This is a genomic window from Winogradskyella pacifica (genome assembly GCF_013403915.1).
Lineage (GTDB): Bacteria > Bacteroidota > Bacteroidia > Flavobacteriales > Flavobacteriaceae > Winogradskyella > Winogradskyella pacifica.
Genome location: NZ_JABFDI010000003.1, coordinates 49,379 through 65,735, shown reverse-complemented (window position 1 = coordinate 65,735; position 16,357 = coordinate 49,379). Strand labels below are relative to the sequence as shown.

Genomic DNA, 16,357 nt, shown 5'->3' with positions numbered 1-16,357 from the left:
TCATTTTATCGACTTTTTGAGATAGTCTTCGCCTTTTTTGGGCTACCAATACACACCTTCATAATATTGTATTGTTATTAACCAAATTCAAATACTTATGAAAAATTTTACTAAGCACCTACTTCCTGTTTTATGCGGAGCTGCTACTTTTATGTCAATTAATATGAATGCCTTCCAAGGTAATTCACAAGATAGCTGTAATGCTGTCGAAGTGATTGCCTCAACCCAAGGCACTCAATCAAATGGTGATGCGGTACTTGCGAGTCGTTCAGATGTTAATGCCGCTTTAAATGCACCAGACAAATCAAACGCTGCTAACGGATTTTATACTTTAGGTATGAAAGGAAGCATTACTCTTGCTTTAGGCGGAGCTGTATACAATGAGCGCGGAACCGATATAATGATTTATGAAACGTCTTTCTCTGGAGATAACTGCAGTGGATATGATGATGAAATGGCATTAGTAGAGCTATCTCAAGACGGTGAAACATGGATCGAATACGGTACAGTTTGTCGTGATGGAGCAATAGACCTTGAAGGTGTTGCTTTAGATTACGTTACTCAAATTAGAATTACAGATATAACATATGGAGCTGGAGATGGCTACGATTTAGATGGTATTGAAGCAGTTAATGGCTGTGAAGACATTCCTCTTGATGTTTGTTATGGTTCAGGAGCTATGAACTATATCCCAGGATTAGATAACAATGGAAATGCATTAACAGTTGCTGAGCGCATGGACACAAATAAAGCTTTAGGTCAACCTCAGATGGATGACTCATTAAACTTTTTATCATTAGGTTACGGTGGAGAAGTTACAATAACTTTTGATGGTGTTGTTTACAATAATGAAGGTCCAGATATCGAAGTTGTTGAAACTACATTTGGTAACGCATCATTCGCTAGCTACCCAGAATCTGCTGATATTTATGTATCTCAAAACGGTATCGATTTTTACCTTATTGGATCAGTTCTTACAGATGACGCAGGCGATTTAGATATTAGCAATGCACCTATTTTCTTATCTTATATTACAGAGGTGAAGATTGTAGATACAACACCTAGTGGATCTATTTCTGCTGATGGTTTTGACTTAGATGGTGTTGTTGCTTTAACGGGTTGTAAAGAACCTATTTTACCTACACCTGCAGGATGTTATGCTGTAGATTACTTTAACTATGTTGAAGGAACTAAAAAGAATGGTGGTGTTATTGACGCTATTAGAACTGAAACGCCTAACAATGTACTTGGTGAGCCAGAATCAACTGATGATTACGTCTTTACATCATTAGGATACGGTGGAGAAGTTACTTTAACATTTGGTGGTGCTGTTTACAACCAAGAAGGTCCAGACTTAGTAATTGTTGAAACTACTTTTGGTAATTCATTAGGATGTGACAGTTACAAAGAGTTTGCTAATGTTTATGTGTCTGCTGATGATATCAATTATCATTTTGCTGGTACTGTATGTAAATCAGATAATACAATTGATATTTCAGACGCTGGTGGGTTTAACTTTATTTACTACGTGAAAATTGTAAATAACGACGAATTAACAACAACGGAAGACGGTTATGACCTTGACGGTGTAATTGCTATAGGAACTTGTGAAGAATTTGATTACCAGGCTTACGCTGAACAACAACGTTTACTTAGTGTAAATACAGTGAATGCTGAAGAATTAGGCTTTAGAACATACCCTAACCCAACAAATGGTGTATCTTATATTGAATTTACACCTCAAGCAACTGGTAACGTATCGATAGAGGTATTTGATATTAACGGTCGTAATGTTGGTCGTGTATTCAATGAGGAAGCTTACCCAGGTAAAGTATACAAAGCAGAATTTAATTCTAGTAATTTAGCTGCAGGATTATATGTATATAAAGTTACCACTGGAAACTCAAGCATTACTAAGAAGTTTGTTGTTACTAAATAAGTAAAGCAACATATTAGTAATTCCAATTACTATATACAAAGCCTCCTGAAATATTTTCAGGAGGCTTTTTTTTTCTATTACTTTTTAGACGTTATGTTCAATTGAGGACAGGTGTAAAATGAGCTTTAATACCTCAACGACTCAATAGTCATAACGTTCATTTCATATAATTAAAAACTTACCCTAGCGAGTATAAGAGGCTAAATTTAATGCTAAGAATTTAGTTGTTAGACCAACCACTGTAGAGGTTACAACAAGAAACTCAAAATAGTGCTTGCTGAGTTATTCGCTAGAAATAATAGAATTAATGAACCATTCTAGCGCATACAAAAGCCTCACGGATTATAAGGTCATGAGGCTTTCTCTTTATGCTTTATGCTTTATGCTTTATGCTTTATGCTAATTAAGAGAAGGTAATCGTACCTTCATCAACAACGTACATTCCTAATTTACCTCAACATCTATTTAAGCGCCATATATATGAACACCAAATAAGACCCTAACAATAACACTCCTTTAAACCTTCCTATTTCAAAACGTTTTGGGATGATTATAAACGGAATTAAAATAGCAGCAAAACCAATCATCCAAAATATATTTGTTGATAATATCTCTGGAGTTTGAGGATTAACAACGATAGGTTTTATCATTGCTGTAAGACCTAATACTGAAGCGATGTTAAATATATTTGAACCGATAAGGTTTCCTAATGAAATAGCTTTTTCTTTCTTTAATGCCGCAATAACAGAAGCTGCTAATTCTGGTACACTTGTACCAATAGCAATTACGGTAACAGAGATGGCATAATCACTAATACCTATAGATATCGCTAACTCTTTAGCTCCATCTACTAACCAAAGAGAACCAAAATATAAACCTGCCGCACCAATTAGCAACCACATTACTATTTTAAAGTTAGAAACTACAGCAAGTGCATCGTCTACCTCTTCAACGTTTGCTTTAGTTGATTTTCTAGAACTTCTAATTAAAATAACTAAAAAGACAACTAAAGAAATCATCATTAACAAGCCTTCAATAGCGGTTAAAACTCCATCATTTTTTAAGAAATAATACAGTACAAATGACAATAACATCATCATTGGCCAATTCAGTTTATAAAAGTCACGATCTACAGCTAATGGAGAAATAATAGCCGTTATTCCTAATACTAAGCCAATGTTTGCAATATTAGAACCGATGACATTTCCTAAGGCAATATCCGAAACCCCTTCTAAAGCAGCTTGCAAACTCACTAATAATTCTGGTGCAGACGTCGCAAAAGACACAACTGTCATACCAATAACCAACTTAGACAGCTTAAGTTTAAAAGACAATCCAACGGATGCTTTAACCAAAAAATCTCCACCAATTACTAACAACGCTAACCCTGCAACAACCATTAACACACTCATCTCTATTTATATTTTTAATTACTTATATCCATTAAAAGCGCAAAGATAATATTTCATTTTCACACCTACTAAAACTATAATTTTCGTTATAAAACTATTTTTACAGTTGTATAACTACAAAAATAGTTATACATTTGAATTAAAGACTAACACTAGATTTTACGTTTATGCAAAAGCTAACAAATAAAGAAGAAGAAATAATGCACATTTTATGGAAGTTGGAAAAAGCTTTTGTAAAAGATGTATTAGCAGAGATATCGGTTGATAAACCACATTACAATACGCTTTCTACCATTATTAGAAATCTAGAAGAAAAAGGCTATGTTAGTTATAATGCCTATGGCAAAACACATCAGTACTTCCCTATTGTAACAAAAGAAGACTATAAAACCAAGTTTATGAATACCGCTATTGAAAACTACTTTAATAGCTCATACAAAAATGTGGTTTCATTTTTTGCTAAGGAAGAAAAAATTAGTGTCGATGAGTTAAAAGAGATTATTGCCTTAATAGAAAACAAAAAATAATTATGGAATATCTATTAAAAGCATCCTCCGTAATTGCCATAATGTATGTGTGTTTTTACTTTTTTTTGAAAAAAGAAACTTTTTTTGAGCACAACCGATGGTTTCTTTTAACGGGATTAGTACTTGCGTTAATTTTCCCCTTAATCGTAATTCCTGTTTATATCCCTGTTGAACCTATAGCAAATGAAGTAACAACCTTTATATCATCTACACCTTCAAGTTTTGTTACTACTCCAACTGAAGTCGCATTTGATTGGTTTCAACTTATTCCAATACTCTATGGTATTGGGTTGATCGTGTTTGCTATTCAGTTTGTTTTTCAGTTGGGCTCGTTAGTTTTACTCCTTCTAAAAAATCCAAAACACAAAGACCAACATTTCACTTATGTGATTGTAGATACTAAAATTTCACCCTTTTCATTTTTTAAATGGATTGTTTATAATCCGGAATCGTATGAAGCAGAAGAACTTCAACTTATTCTAACACACGAGAAAGTTCATGTTAACCAATTGCATTCTATAGATATTATCTGTACACAATTGGCCTGTATTCTATTTTGGTTCAACCCCTTAATTTGGTTGTACAGAAAAGAAGTGCGCCAAAACTTAGAATATATCGCAGATTCTAAAACACAATCCCTTACCAACACCACAAAAGAATACCAACATTTATTATTAAAAACCAGCGTTGCCAATCACGCCACTATATTATCTAATAATTTTTATAATTCATCAATCAAAAAACGAATACTTATGTTAAACAAATCGAGATCAAATAAAAAAAATCTATTTAAGTACCTTTTAATTCTTCCGCTTTTAGCTGGCTTATTAATGAGTATGAATACGGAAACTGTTTATGTTGAAGCTCAAAACAATAGCAATACCACTGAATTTATTAACAGCATCACAACCGAAAGCATCAAGGTTAAGTTTACAAAAAACATGAGTGACGAAAGCTTAGACCAAATGAAAACATTGTTAAAGTCTAAGAGTGTAACCATGACCATAAAACATATAAAGCGCAACAGTAACAGCGAAATTTCGAATCTAAATATTGATTTTAAAACCGAAAATGGCACCACAAATTACCATGTTAAAGACAAAGATGGTATTGCTCCTTTTGAATTTAAAATGGATGATGACGGGAGTTTTGGAGTTGAAGTCGTTCAACCTAATGATCATAAAAATACAAGCTTTATAATCGAAGACAGTATCTATTTTAATACTCAAACTCCTGAATACAAGACTAAAATTAGTCAATTAAGTTTTAATAAAGACACTATTCATTCCTCTATGGATTCCTTAGAGATTAAGAGTCAAATCAACAAAAAATCTGATTTTTATTATGAAGACGGATCTAAACCTAAAATTATCAGTCAAGAAGTCATAATTCATAACCCATCCAATAAGGCAATTTACAACTCACGTTTTAGTTCTCAGAATCCAAAACCATTAATAATTGTAAATGGCAAACCTGCGACGTCAGAATATTTAAAAACTATCGATGCTAATGATATTGAAAGCATGACTGTTTTAAAAGGCGAAAACGCTCTAGAAGTTTATGGTAAAAAAGGGCAGAATGGTGTCATTGTTCTTACTACAAAATCAAATAACACTGTAAAAGGAAGTTATAGACATACTGATACGAACGCCCAATTTCCAAATGAGGACAACCTATTATATATTCTTGATGGTAAAGAAATATCTAAATCAGATTTATTAAAAGTATACTCTAAAGAAACGGTTTCGAGTATTTCAGTTTTAAAAGGAAAAGAAGCCAAAGAAAAATACGGAGAAAAAGGTACAAACGGAGTTGTAGAAGTTATATCGAAAAACAAAAACGACTCTACAGAGAGTAAAACTTTTATTTTTACTCCAAACGAAGAAAGCAATAAAAAAGACAATCCATGGAGCATATCATATAGCACAAATTATATTGATACAGAAGACATCTCAAAAAGTGCATCTTTAGTTTACATTTCAAAGACTAGTCAAAATTACATTTTAGAAGCGCAAAAAAACATTATGAAAAATCAGGATATCTCAGTGAAATACACAAAGTTAAAACGCAATAAATTAGGTGAGATTATAAGTATAAAAATCAGTCTTAACAATAAAGAAGGAAAGAAAAGTAGTGCAAGCTATAGAAATAACGATGGCATTCCCAATATAGAATTTGGAATAGCTGAAAATGAACTAATAATAAGGACTAGTGACCTCGAACTCGATGGTTACTAATCCTAAAAAAAAGCCAAACTAAAATCATTTAGTTTGGCTTTTTTTTTATAAATACACCTTACTTAATCTACAATAACTTTTTTTATCACGGATTGATTATTACTCGATAATTTTAAAAGGTACAAGCCAGAAGCCACATCTAAATCTATATACTCCTCTACAGATTGCGATTGCTTTAAAAGTTTTCCATCAATAGAATAGACCTCAACATCTGCACTCGCATTTAATCCTGAAATATAAACACGTCCTGTTGTAGGATTAGGAAATATAGCTACTTTAAGTTCTGTATTATCAGTAACACTTAATGTCTGATCCCAATCTTCACCAATCATATTTCCCCAAATATATTCTATCATATCTGGCTGATCTATAAATGGGTTTCTATTCTTCTGCCAGTTATAAATTACGTTATTTCTATTCATTTCAAAATCATCTGGCGGATCATTTCTATGCCAATCTAATAAGGTTGCTAAATCGCCAAACTCACCAACATTGCCTTCCGGAAAGCCGTTTACAATTTCCAAACCATTATAACGTACTGCCATATAGAATACACCTCTTGCCACATCTCCTTTAAATTTACCTGCTGTTCCACTTGGACCATTATACTGACCATAGAACTGGTTATTTCTACTACTATTTTCTGGTCCGTCTGCAGCTCTTAACGCATGTGCATCAGAATTCCCATGACGTAACGAGTCTGCTTTGGTTGTCCAATACACATCAATCCCATCTGCAATTTCATCATCCTCTATACTGTCAAATCCACCACGAGATCTCGGAAATGTATGTTCTCTATTCCACTTCCCCGTACTTAAAGAATTTGTTTGAATATCTAATTTAGCACGTCCTTCTTCTAAATAAACCAACCATACCTCATTACTATGTTCTGGGTTTTGATCTGCCTCATTTAGAATATCAATAACATCAGCATACGTCTGCGCTCTAACAACACTTGGATCGGCTATAATATCTTGTAATGCTTGTCGCAATTCTACATCAGCTAAACCATCTAAATTACTATAATAGCCATTTGGTTGTGTACTTTCTACAATGCCATATGTTGGCTCTAATGGTGTCCCCCAAGCTGCTACTGTAAAATCATTATCTACAACTCGTATTTCAATATCACCATTATTAGCAATGATAGGTTCAACTAAATCTAAAAATCTAATTTTTAAAACCTCATCACCTTCATCATCCGCATCATCAATTATTGTAATTGTTGTACTCGCCGTAGTCTCACCAACTAAAATTGTAATATTTGTATTACCCGTATAATCTGAGGTATTAAATCCGTAATTATCTAAACTTATATTGAAATTTATATCTGAAGTAATCTCTGTATCTGATGTAAACAAAATATCAAAAGCCTCACCTTCCCCAATCTGTGTTTCTGTTACTGAAATTGCAATCGCAGTAATAGCAATACCAGATCCATCATTCTCTCTTCTTGGTGTTGGAGTTGCAGACGAAAACGTTTCATTTCCCATACCATCGACATAACGTTGAATAGATTTTGGATTGGCATTAGTACCACTATCATTATGCTGAAGTGTTTCACCCAGCTTATCTAATAAACCAGTAGCATCAGAATCATTAGTTCCATACACCATAGCATCAATTAGATTCGTTTGAGTTGCTACCGTTTCTTCTGGGAAATCATTTATTGAAGCTTGATAAATACCTACGGCATCTGGACCATTCTGAATGACATTTTCGGACATTAAAGCTTGTGGAAAAGGAGTCACATTCGCACTACCCACAACCAACAAACCATTAATATCTGTTGTTAAACCATTTAAATCATATGTAAAATAGCTGCTATCGCCGCCACTACTCGATCCATTAAAGAATACTAATATGTAGCCATCTGTTGAAAAATTCGGAGTTGTTGATTTTATTTCAATAAACTCGTCAGTATCTATACTAGGACTATCAGGTTCTAATTCATTAATCACTAAAACTTGAGACCAACTAAATCCTGAAATTAATAGTAATACTACAATAGTAATTTTATTCATCGCTTTCTTTTTCACAAAGATAGTTCTATTATTATGTCTATCTGTTACGGTAGTATTAAATACGAAAAACACTTCAAATAAAACGTGAAAATTATCATGAAAAATATGTAGAACAATAACCAAACGTAGAGATTTAGTCATTTTCAGGACGAAAGCCCCCTACGATTTAGACACCTATTCAAAAACACCCCTATAAAAGTATCAAAACGAAGCCACAAACCACTATTAAAACAATAAAATGAAACACAATCATAGACAAGTCACAATATATTGAAACACAAATGGTCTTTTTAGTTGTAAATTAGAATCCAAATTCATCGATTTATTCCAAATCATTTGGCGGAACATTGTTTAGATTATATATTGAAATCTCAATCAAACAAACGAAGTAATTTATTAACCTCTAAACTTAAAAACTATGATGACATTAACTAAATTGATTATTGAAATTATTATTTCTTCAATCTAAATGAAAACCAATTAAATTACCAACCAAAAAAAGTAAAGCTTAGTTCTAGAATAAGTTTTACTATTTTTGTTAAAGATTTATTATTCAATTTACTATGAAAACTAAAATCTTTAAAATTCTGGCTAAACTGAACAAAGCCATACTTCCTTCTTACACTAAAAAACAATTAGACCTTAGCAAAGCTTCTAAGCTTCAACTTGCTATAATAGGTTGGCGTGTTTATGTGACTAAGAATGCGCTAGGCTAATTAATTTTTTTGGTGTATTCTATCTTTCGTTCCTACCAAGACAAATCAATAACTAAAGTTTTCTTTTATCATTATCTAAATTTATGAGAAATTTAAGACCGAAGATTTTATTAGATAGTTGTAACGTATTATATTTAATATACTAACATTAAAAACAAAAAGACCATGAAAACATTATATGAAGCAACCACAATAGCAGAAGGAGGAAGAACAGGACATATCACATCAGAAGATGGACCTTTAGATCACAATCTTTCTGTCCCTAAATCTATGGGAGGCAAAGGTGGAGACGGCACAAACCCAGAACAACTTTTTGGTGCCGCCTACGCAGCATGTTTTGGTGGAGCCTTACAATCTGTCGCTAAAAATGAAGGCATCGCAATAGATAATGACGCATTAAGTGTAACTGCTATTATTGGGTTTTGTAAAGATGACGATGGCTTTTGCTTAGAAGCCACTTTGGATTGTTATATCCCAGGAGTCGATTTAAAAACAGGTGAAGACCTCGTAGAAAAAGCACATGAAGCCTGTCCTTTTAGTAAAGCAACACGCGATAATATTACAGTAACTTTAAATTTATTACTTGATGAATAAGATTCCGATCTAATAAATTTATTAAAAAATAATTAATAGAACCACGTATATCTTTATGATCATCGTGGTTTTATTGTATAAAACAGGCAAACATTCTATAAATCAAAAAAACCAACACTTTCAAAATTGCTTGAAAGTATTGGTTTTAGTAGTGACCTCGACTGGATTCAAACCAGTAACCTCTTGAGCCGTAATCAAGTGCGCTATTCAGTTGCGCCACGAGGCCATTATTTTCACTTTAATAATACCTAATGGTATTTTTTTAAGTGGGTGCAAATATAATACATTTATTAAATGATAGCCAAACTATTTATTTCAAATTTTTAAATTACTATTTTTGAAGTATGATTTCTAAAGAATTACTTCAACCATTTAATTACCTATTCGACTCAGAACTAATCGATAGCATCGCCAATGTTGCGTTTCTTAAAACTTTTCAGAAGGCTGATATTATTATAGACATAGGTCAAGACTTAAATTTTATTCCCCTTTTAATTAAAGGAAATATTAAAGTTTTACGAGAAGACACTGATGGTGACGAACTTTTACTCTATGTTTTAGAGACAGGAGATACTTGTGCGATGTCTTTAACATGTTGTATGTCAAAATCAACCAGTAAAATTAGAGCCATTGCAGATGAAGGCGTTACGGTTATAATGATTCCTATTGCCAATATGAAACTGTGGTTTAATTCTAATGAAAGCTGGCGTAACTTCATATTACAAAGTTACCAAGTCCGTTTCGATGAGATGCTAGAAACAATTGACACGCTCGCTTTTATGAAAATGGATGAGCGCTTGTTTAAACACCTCACTGACCAAGTTAAATTATCGGCCTCAACTAATTTAGAAGTCACCCACCAAGAAATTGCCGAAGATTTAAATACTTCACGTGTTGTAATTTCACGATTATTAAAACAATTAGAACGAGAAAATAAAATTGAACTCGGTAGAAACAAAATCCAGGTTTTAGACTTTTAGTAACATTTATCACATAGTCTTAAAATCATAAAGCTATTTTTGTATCAAATTAAACGTATGGAATTTATTTTACAACCATGGCCTTGGTATGTTTCGGGTCCATGTATTGCAATCATAATGTATCTACTACTCTATTTTGGTAGAACTTTCGGAATGTCTTCTAATCTTAGAACGCTATGCGCTATAGGAGGCGCAGGTAAACGTGTCGCCTTTTTTAATTTTGATTGGAAAAGTCAAAAATGGAATCTCATTGTTGTATTAGGGGCTATCGTTGGTGGCTTTATAGCGCACTATTTATTATCTAACCCTATTAATATGGATCTCAGCGAAGCTACGGTTAAAGACTTAACTGAACTTGGGTTTAACGATGTTGGCCAAAGTTTATTACCTCCAGAGTTATTTAGTTGGGATGCTGTATTTAGCATCAAGGGTATGTCTCTTCTTATTGTAGGCGGTTTTCTTGTTGGCTTCGGTACACGTTACGCAGGTGGTTGTACTTCTGGCCATGCTATAACAGGATTAAGTAGTTTACAATTACCATCATTAATTGCTGTTATTGGTTTCTTTTTAGGAGGCCTCATAATGATTCATCTTATTTTTCCAATACTCTTTTAATTATGGGCAAGTATATAAAGTTTTTTATAGTCGGTATTTTCTTCGGAATTGTTTTAGTAAAGTCCGAAGCAGTATCATGGTATCGCATTTTTGAAATGTTTAAATTTCAATCGTTTCATATGTATGGTATTATTGGCACTGCCGTTGGTACCGGTGTGATTCTATTATTAATATCTAAGCAGAAAAATATACAAACAACAGAAGGCACCACCTTAAGAGTTCCTTTAAAAGACCGTGGCTTTACACGCTATATCCTTGGAGGAACAATCTTTGGTTTGGGTTGGGCGCTATCAGGAGCTTGCCCAGGACCTATGTATATTTTAATTGGCACAGGCGCTTTCTCAATTATAATTGTTATTGCTGCGGCCTTATTAGGCACTTATGTTTATGGGTTATTAAAAGATAAACTACCACATTAAAATGGATTTTATTGAAATTGTAGGTTATATAGGCGCTTTAATCGTTGGACTTGTATTAGGTCTAATAGGTGGAGGTGGTTCTATTTTAACGGTTCCAATTTTAGTCTATTTTTTAGGCTTCAGTCCCATAATTGCAACTGGCTATTCTCTTTTTATTGTAGGCAGCACCGCTCTAGTTGGTACTGTACGCAACATTAAGAAAAAAACAATAGACTTTAAAACGGCTATTATATTTGCAATTCCATCAATACTTACTGTATTTACGGTAAGAAGTTTAGTAATCCCTAATTTACCAGAGGTTTTATTTTCTGTGGGTAATTTCAAGTTGACAAATTCACTTTTTATTATGTTGCTATTTGCTATTATTATGCTTTTAGCAGGTTGGTCAATGATTAAGTCTAAAGTTGTCAATCGGGAAAATGTCGTAACAAAATTTGATAACACTCACTATTTCGCCATTGGTACGCAAGCTATAGGAATTGGTGCATTGGCAGGCTTGGTTGGAGCTGGAGGAGGCTTTTTAATAGTACCAGCATTAGTATTATTAGTAAAACTTCCTATAAAAAAAGCCATTAGCACATCGTTGTTTATAATTGCCATTCAATCCCTAATAGGATTTTTAGGTGATTTAAAAACATTAACTATCGATTGGCGCTTTCTAATTACGTTTACCGTGATCTCAATAGTTGGGATTTTTATCGGATTAGCATTGTCGAAAAAAATTAGTCCTAAAAAATTAAAACGTGGATTTGGCTATTTTACCATAGTCATGGCAATCTATATAATTTTCAAAGAATTGTTTTAACACTCTTTGTGACAATTATCACAGTTCAAAAAAATGAAGTTTTGTAAATTTGTAATACATATAAATTAATAATGAAAATAGAACAATTATACACAGGCTGTTTAGCACAAGGTGCTTACTATATTGAATCGGAAGGAGAAGTTGCTATAATTGATCCACTTAGGGAAATTCAGCAATATCTTGATAAAGCAAAAGCGAATAACTCAAAAATTAAATATATTTTAGAAACTCATTTTCATGCTGATTTTGTTTCTGGACATGTGGATTTAGCTAAAGAAACAGGTGCAACGATTGTATTTGGCCCAGGCGCAACTACAGAATACGACATCCATACAGCTACTGACGGTGAAGAATTGAAACTAGGAAATGTGACTATAAAGGTTTTACATACACCTGGCCATACTTTGGAATCCGCTACTTATTTACTAATTGACGAAAATGGAAAAGATCACGCCATTTTTTCTGGTGACACTTTATTTTTAGGTGATGTTGGACGGCCAGATTTAGCCATTAAATCTGATTTAACAAAAGAAGATTTAGCCGCAATGTTATTCGATTCACTTCGAAATAAAATTATGCCTTTAGCAGATGATGTTATCGTTTATCCCGCACATGGTGCTGGTTCTGCTTGTGGAAAAAACTTAAGTAAAGAAACTGTCGGTGTTTTAGGTGAACAGAAAAAAACAAATTATGCGTTAAGAGCAGACATGACGAAAGCTGAATTTGTAAAAGAAGTTTTAGATGGTATTGCACCACCTCCACAATACTTTGCGAAAAATGCCATGATGAACAAGATGGGTTATGATGCGTTTGATACGGTTTTAAAAACAGGAAACGTTCCTCTTAGTCCAGAAGCGTTTGAAGCGATGGCAAATCATGAATCTGCTTTAGTACTAGATGTTAGAACACAAGCTGATTTTATAAAAAGTCATATTCCAAATTCTATATTTATTGGGCTGAATGGTGGTTTTGCACCATGGGTTGGAGCTTTAATTAAAGACATCAAACAACCTATTGTATTAGTGGTTCCTGAGGGTAAATCTAAAGAAGCTGTTACAAGATTATCTCGTGTTGGTTATGATAACACCTTGGGCTATCTTGAAGGCGGATTAGACGCTTGGAAAAAAGCAGGAAAAGATATTGAAACTTTAGATTCTATCTCTGCAGAAGAATTTGCAGATAGAGCAAAAGCAAATCAACTTAATGTATTAGATGTACGAAAAGATGGAGAATACCAATCTACTCATCTAGAAGGCGTTCAACATTTTTCACTAGATCTTATTAATGAAAACATGAATCAGGTTGATAAAGACAAAACGTACTATGTACATTGTGCAGGTGGTTACCGTTCTGTCATTGCAGCCTCTATTTTAAAAGCAAGAGGATTTGATAAGCTTGTTGATATTGCTGGTGGATTTGGCGCAATTAAAGACACCGATTTAAAAATGACGGATTTTGTTTGTCCGTCAACGTTGTAAAAAGTTAAACGGATCAATTCTAAAATAAAAAATCCCACATGATGTGGGATTTTTTATTTAAACTATTTCAGCGCTAAGTCCTGCTTGTAAAAGCTTAGAGCAGCGTGGTTCTAAATCGTCATAAGAACCTGTTTTTACGGTACACTTACCTTTATAATGCACTAACAGTGCACATTGCTCTGCTTGTTCTGGCATGTGATCGCAGGCATAAATAAGCGTATCAATAACATGGTCAAACGTATTGACTTCGTCATTAAATAATACGATTTCGTTTTGTTTTAATACTTCTTCTTCTAGAAGTAGTTCTTCTGAATATTTTTCTTTTGTCATAGTGGATATCTTTTTAAGCACATCATCTACAGTGCTTAGTGTGACAGACTCTATTTTTAATTACTACTAATTTATAAATTTTAACGACACCCATTGTCCTTTTTGCAGAGTTTTAGTCAACTTTAACATCTGCTTATTACACTCTGCTTCAATAATTGGAATATCTTGCTCGTAAAAACCACTCAAAAATAAAGATCCGTTTTCATTTAAACATTTGGCATATTCTGATATATCAGCCAATAATATATTTCTATTGATGTTCGCAATAATACTGTCGTATGTTTTGCCATTTAATAACGTTACATCACCTTCATAAACCGAAATGTTTTTACAATCATTTCGTTCTACGTTTTCTAAACTGTTTAAATAACACCAATTATCTATATCAATAGCATCTAATTTAGTAGCACCTACTTTTTCTGCTAATATGGCTAAAACTCCAGTTCCACAACCCATATCTAAAACCGACTTATCTTTAAAATCGTTTTGTAATATATGTTGAATCATCATGTGCGTGGTTTCATGATGCCCTGTACCAAAACTCATTTTTGGCTCAATAATTAAATCATATTTTACATCATCTCGTTTCTCATGAAATGGCGCACGTACAGAAACCAAATCATCAACGACGATCGGATTAAAATTCTTCTCCCATTCTTCATTCCAGTTGGTTTGTTCTATGTCTTCAAACGTATAATCAATCTTAAATTCATCTGAACTCAAAATATAAATAGCATCGAGAATGTTTTCATTCCATTCCTCTTTTTGAATATACGCTATGACGCCTTCTTCATTTTCTACAAAGCTTTCAAAACCAGCATAACCTAATTCTGCAATTAAAATCTCAACTGCTGGCTGTAAAGGACTTACTTTAAACGTGTAACCTATATATATTTCGGACATTAATCTTTTTTTTTTGCAAATTTACTAATCATTAATTTAGTTACTAGTATTTTTGCTTCAAATTAAAATGATATGAATAAATATATTATAGGCATTCTATTTTTGGCTCTATCTCAAGTAACCATTGCTCAAGATGACAACGACATTAAACTATCTGCATTACCGTATTATAGCTATGGTAAAGGTCTAGGCATTACATCACCGGATAGTATTTTTAAACTCAACATTCGTTTTAGAATGCAAAATCGATTCACATCTCTATATAATGAAGATGAGGAAGATGGATATGAAGCCATGATTAGACGTTTGCGTTTGCGTTTTGATGGTTATGTTGGTGACCCAAGCATTATTTATGTTATTCAATTATCGTTTTCACCAAATGATGTTGGTGCTATTGAGGACGGTGACAATCTTAACATTATTAGAGATGCGATTGTATTTTATAGACCCGATGAGCATTGGAATATTGGATTCGGACAAACCAAACTTCCTGGAAATAGGCAACGTATTAATTCCTCTGGAGCTTTACAACTTACGGATCGCTCTATAAACAATGCACGTTTTAATATCGACAGAGATTTTGGTTTACAAGTCTACTATCTAAATGATTTACAAGACAAGTTTTCTTATAATGTAAAAACAGCGATTAGTACTGGTGAAGGTCGAAACTGGACGAAGGAACCAGATAACGGATTAGCGTTTACAGGGCGTTTAGAACTCTTTCCTTTTGGTGCTTTTAAAAGTAACGGCATGTTATTTGAAGGAGATATAAAACGTGAAAAAAGACCAAAATTAATGCTCTCTGGTGTTTACCATTACAATAATAATGCCCGAAGAACACGTGGTACTATTGGTGATGAGTTGTTTGCGCAACGCGACATACAATCCTTATTTTTAGATGCTATTGTAAAATATAATGGCTGGGCGTTTCAAACGGCTTATATGCAGAGAACTGCTGATGATCCCATAACGTTTAATCCGGATGATGCTTTAGATTCTCAATACGTTTTTACAGGAAATGGATTTGACACCCAATTGAGTTATATTTTTGACAATAACTACGAAGTTATTGGCCGTTATTCTTACCAAGAACCACACAAAGATATTGAAGCATTAACACCACAAACCAATCAATACAGTCTTGGTGTTACGAAGTATATTTGGGAACATGCTTTAAAATTACAAGCCGAAGTTACAAATACAGAGTTAAACTATTTAGATTCTAGCACTACTAGCAATTGGTATTTAAGATTTCAGGTTGAAATAGGGATATAGTCTAATTCACACTTATTGAAATCTAGAAAACAACTTAGATTTCAAGCAAAAAAAAGTCCTTAAACACATTGGATATCTCCAAGGGTTTAAGGACTTTTTAATT

Annotated in this window: 15 protein-coding genes and 1 tRNA gene; 11 read left to right on the top strand and 5 right to left on the bottom strand. The window is 33.3% G+C overall.

What is annotated here, in order from left to right:
- The first annotated feature begins 97 nt into the window (after positions 1 to 97).
- Positions 98 to 1,939, top strand: a complete 1,842-nt coding sequence (locus HM984_RS03690) for a T9SS type A sorting domain-containing protein (RefSeq protein WP_115807611.1) — start codon at positions 98 to 100, stop codon at positions 1,937 to 1,939.
- A 461-nt stretch (positions 1,940 to 2,400) separates the two neighbouring features.
- On the opposite strand, the gene HM984_RS03685 is transcribed toward HM984_RS03690, so the two are convergent.
- Entirely contained in the window at positions 2,401 to 3,351 is a 951-nt protein-coding gene (locus tag HM984_RS03685; RefSeq protein ID WP_179348167.1) for a calcium/sodium antiporter, read from the bottom strand.
- A 167-nt stretch (positions 3,352 to 3,518) separates the two neighbouring features.
- Between HM984_RS03685 and HM984_RS03680 the strand changes: the two genes are divergently transcribed.
- Both HM984_RS03680 and HM984_RS03675 read left to right on the top strand, forming a co-directional pair.
- Positions 3,519 to 3,878 (top strand): BlaI/MecI/CopY family transcriptional regulator, encoded by a 360-nt coding sequence (locus HM984_RS03680; protein ID WP_179348166.1) that lies wholly within the window; start codon positions 3,519 to 3,521, stop codon positions 3,876 to 3,878.
- Positions 3,879 to 3,880: 2 nt separating this feature from the next.
- Complete coding sequence (locus HM984_RS03675; RefSeq protein ID WP_179348165.1) at positions 3,881 to 6,115, top strand: M56 family metallopeptidase; 2,235 nt, start codon at positions 3,881 to 3,883, stop codon at positions 6,113 to 6,115.
- 62 nt (positions 6,116 to 6,177) lie between these two features.
- On the opposite strand, the gene HM984_RS03670 is transcribed toward HM984_RS03675, so the two are convergent.
- Complete coding sequence (locus HM984_RS03670) at positions 6,178 to 8,280, bottom strand: endonuclease (protein WP_306455283.1); 2,103 nt, start codon at positions 8,278 to 8,280, stop codon at positions 6,178 to 6,180.
- Positions 8,281 to 8,702: 422 nt separating this feature from the next.
- Here HM984_RS03670 and HM984_RS03665 point away from each other — a divergent pair, with 422 nt between their 5' ends.
- Both HM984_RS03665 and HM984_RS03660 read left to right on the top strand, forming a co-directional pair.
- The gene (locus tag HM984_RS03665) at positions 8,703 to 8,855 is read left to right on the top strand and encodes an SsrA-binding protein (protein ID WP_115807616.1); all 153 of its coding nucleotides are present in this window, start codon (positions 8,703 to 8,705) and stop codon (positions 8,853 to 8,855) included.
- A gap of 165 nt (positions 8,856 to 9,020) precedes the next feature.
- Complete coding sequence (locus HM984_RS03660) at positions 9,021 to 9,449, top strand: organic hydroperoxide resistance protein (RefSeq protein WP_179348164.1); 429 nt, start codon at positions 9,021 to 9,023, stop codon at positions 9,447 to 9,449.
- A 152-nt stretch (positions 9,450 to 9,601) separates the two neighbouring features.
- Here the strand turns inward: HM984_RS03660 and HM984_RS03655 are convergent.
- Positions 9,602 to 9,675 (bottom strand) — tRNA-Arg (locus HM984_RS03655).
- A 118-nt stretch (positions 9,676 to 9,793) separates the two neighbouring features.
- Here HM984_RS03655 and HM984_RS03650 point away from each other — a divergent pair.
- The 5 genes from HM984_RS03650 (at position 9,794) to HM984_RS03630 (ending at position 13,746) form a co-directional block, all read left to right on the top strand.
- Positions 9,794 to 10,429 (top strand): Crp/Fnr family transcriptional regulator, encoded by a 636-nt coding sequence (locus tag HM984_RS03650; RefSeq protein WP_179348163.1) that lies wholly within the window; start codon positions 9,794 to 9,796, stop codon positions 10,427 to 10,429.
- A 57-nt stretch (positions 10,430 to 10,486) separates the two neighbouring features.
- Positions 10,487 to 11,044: a YeeE/YedE family protein gene (locus HM984_RS03645; protein ID WP_179348162.1), complete on the top strand. Its 558-nt coding sequence runs from the start codon at positions 10,487 to 10,489 to the stop codon at positions 11,042 to 11,044.
- A 2-nt stretch (positions 11,045 to 11,046) separates the two neighbouring features.
- Positions 11,047 to 11,463 (top strand): DUF6691 family protein, encoded by a 417-nt coding sequence (locus HM984_RS03640; protein WP_179348161.1) that lies wholly within the window; start codon positions 11,047 to 11,049, stop codon positions 11,461 to 11,463.
- A gap of 1 nt (position 11,464) precedes the next feature.
- The gene (locus tag HM984_RS03635; protein WP_179348160.1) at positions 11,465 to 12,268 is read left to right on the top strand and encodes a sulfite exporter TauE/SafE family protein; all 804 of its coding nucleotides are present in this window, start codon (positions 11,465 to 11,467) and stop codon (positions 12,266 to 12,268) included.
- Positions 12,269 to 12,339: 71 nt separating this feature from the next.
- Positions 12,340 to 13,746: an MBL fold metallo-hydrolase gene (locus HM984_RS03630; RefSeq protein ID WP_179348159.1), complete on the top strand. Its 1,407-nt coding sequence runs from the start codon at positions 12,340 to 12,342 to the stop codon at positions 13,744 to 13,746.
- Between the two features lie 57 nt (positions 13,747 to 13,803).
- Here the strand turns inward: HM984_RS03630 and HM984_RS03625 are convergent, their stop codons facing one another.
- Both HM984_RS03625 and prmA read right to left on the bottom strand, forming a co-directional pair.
- Positions 13,804 to 14,076 carry an ATP-dependent Clp protease adaptor ClpS gene (locus HM984_RS03625; protein ID WP_092468387.1) on the bottom strand — a complete coding sequence of 91 codons (273 nt, stop codon included), beginning with the start codon at positions 14,074 to 14,076 and terminating at the stop codon, positions 13,804 to 13,806.
- Positions 14,077 to 14,142: 66 nt separating this feature from the next.
- Positions 14,143 to 14,979, bottom strand: a complete 837-nt coding sequence (gene prmA, locus HM984_RS03620; protein WP_179348158.1) for a 50S ribosomal protein L11 methyltransferase — start codon at positions 14,977 to 14,979, stop codon at positions 14,143 to 14,145.
- 72 nt (positions 14,980 to 15,051) lie between these two features.
- On the opposite strand from prmA, the gene HM984_RS03615 reads away from it, so the two are divergent.
- Positions 15,052 to 16,254 carry a porin gene (locus tag HM984_RS03615; RefSeq protein WP_179348157.1) on the top strand — a complete coding sequence of 401 codons (1,203 nt, stop codon included), beginning with the start codon at positions 15,052 to 15,054 and terminating at the stop codon, positions 16,252 to 16,254.
- The last annotated feature ends 103 nt before the right edge of the window (positions 16,255 to 16,357 follow it).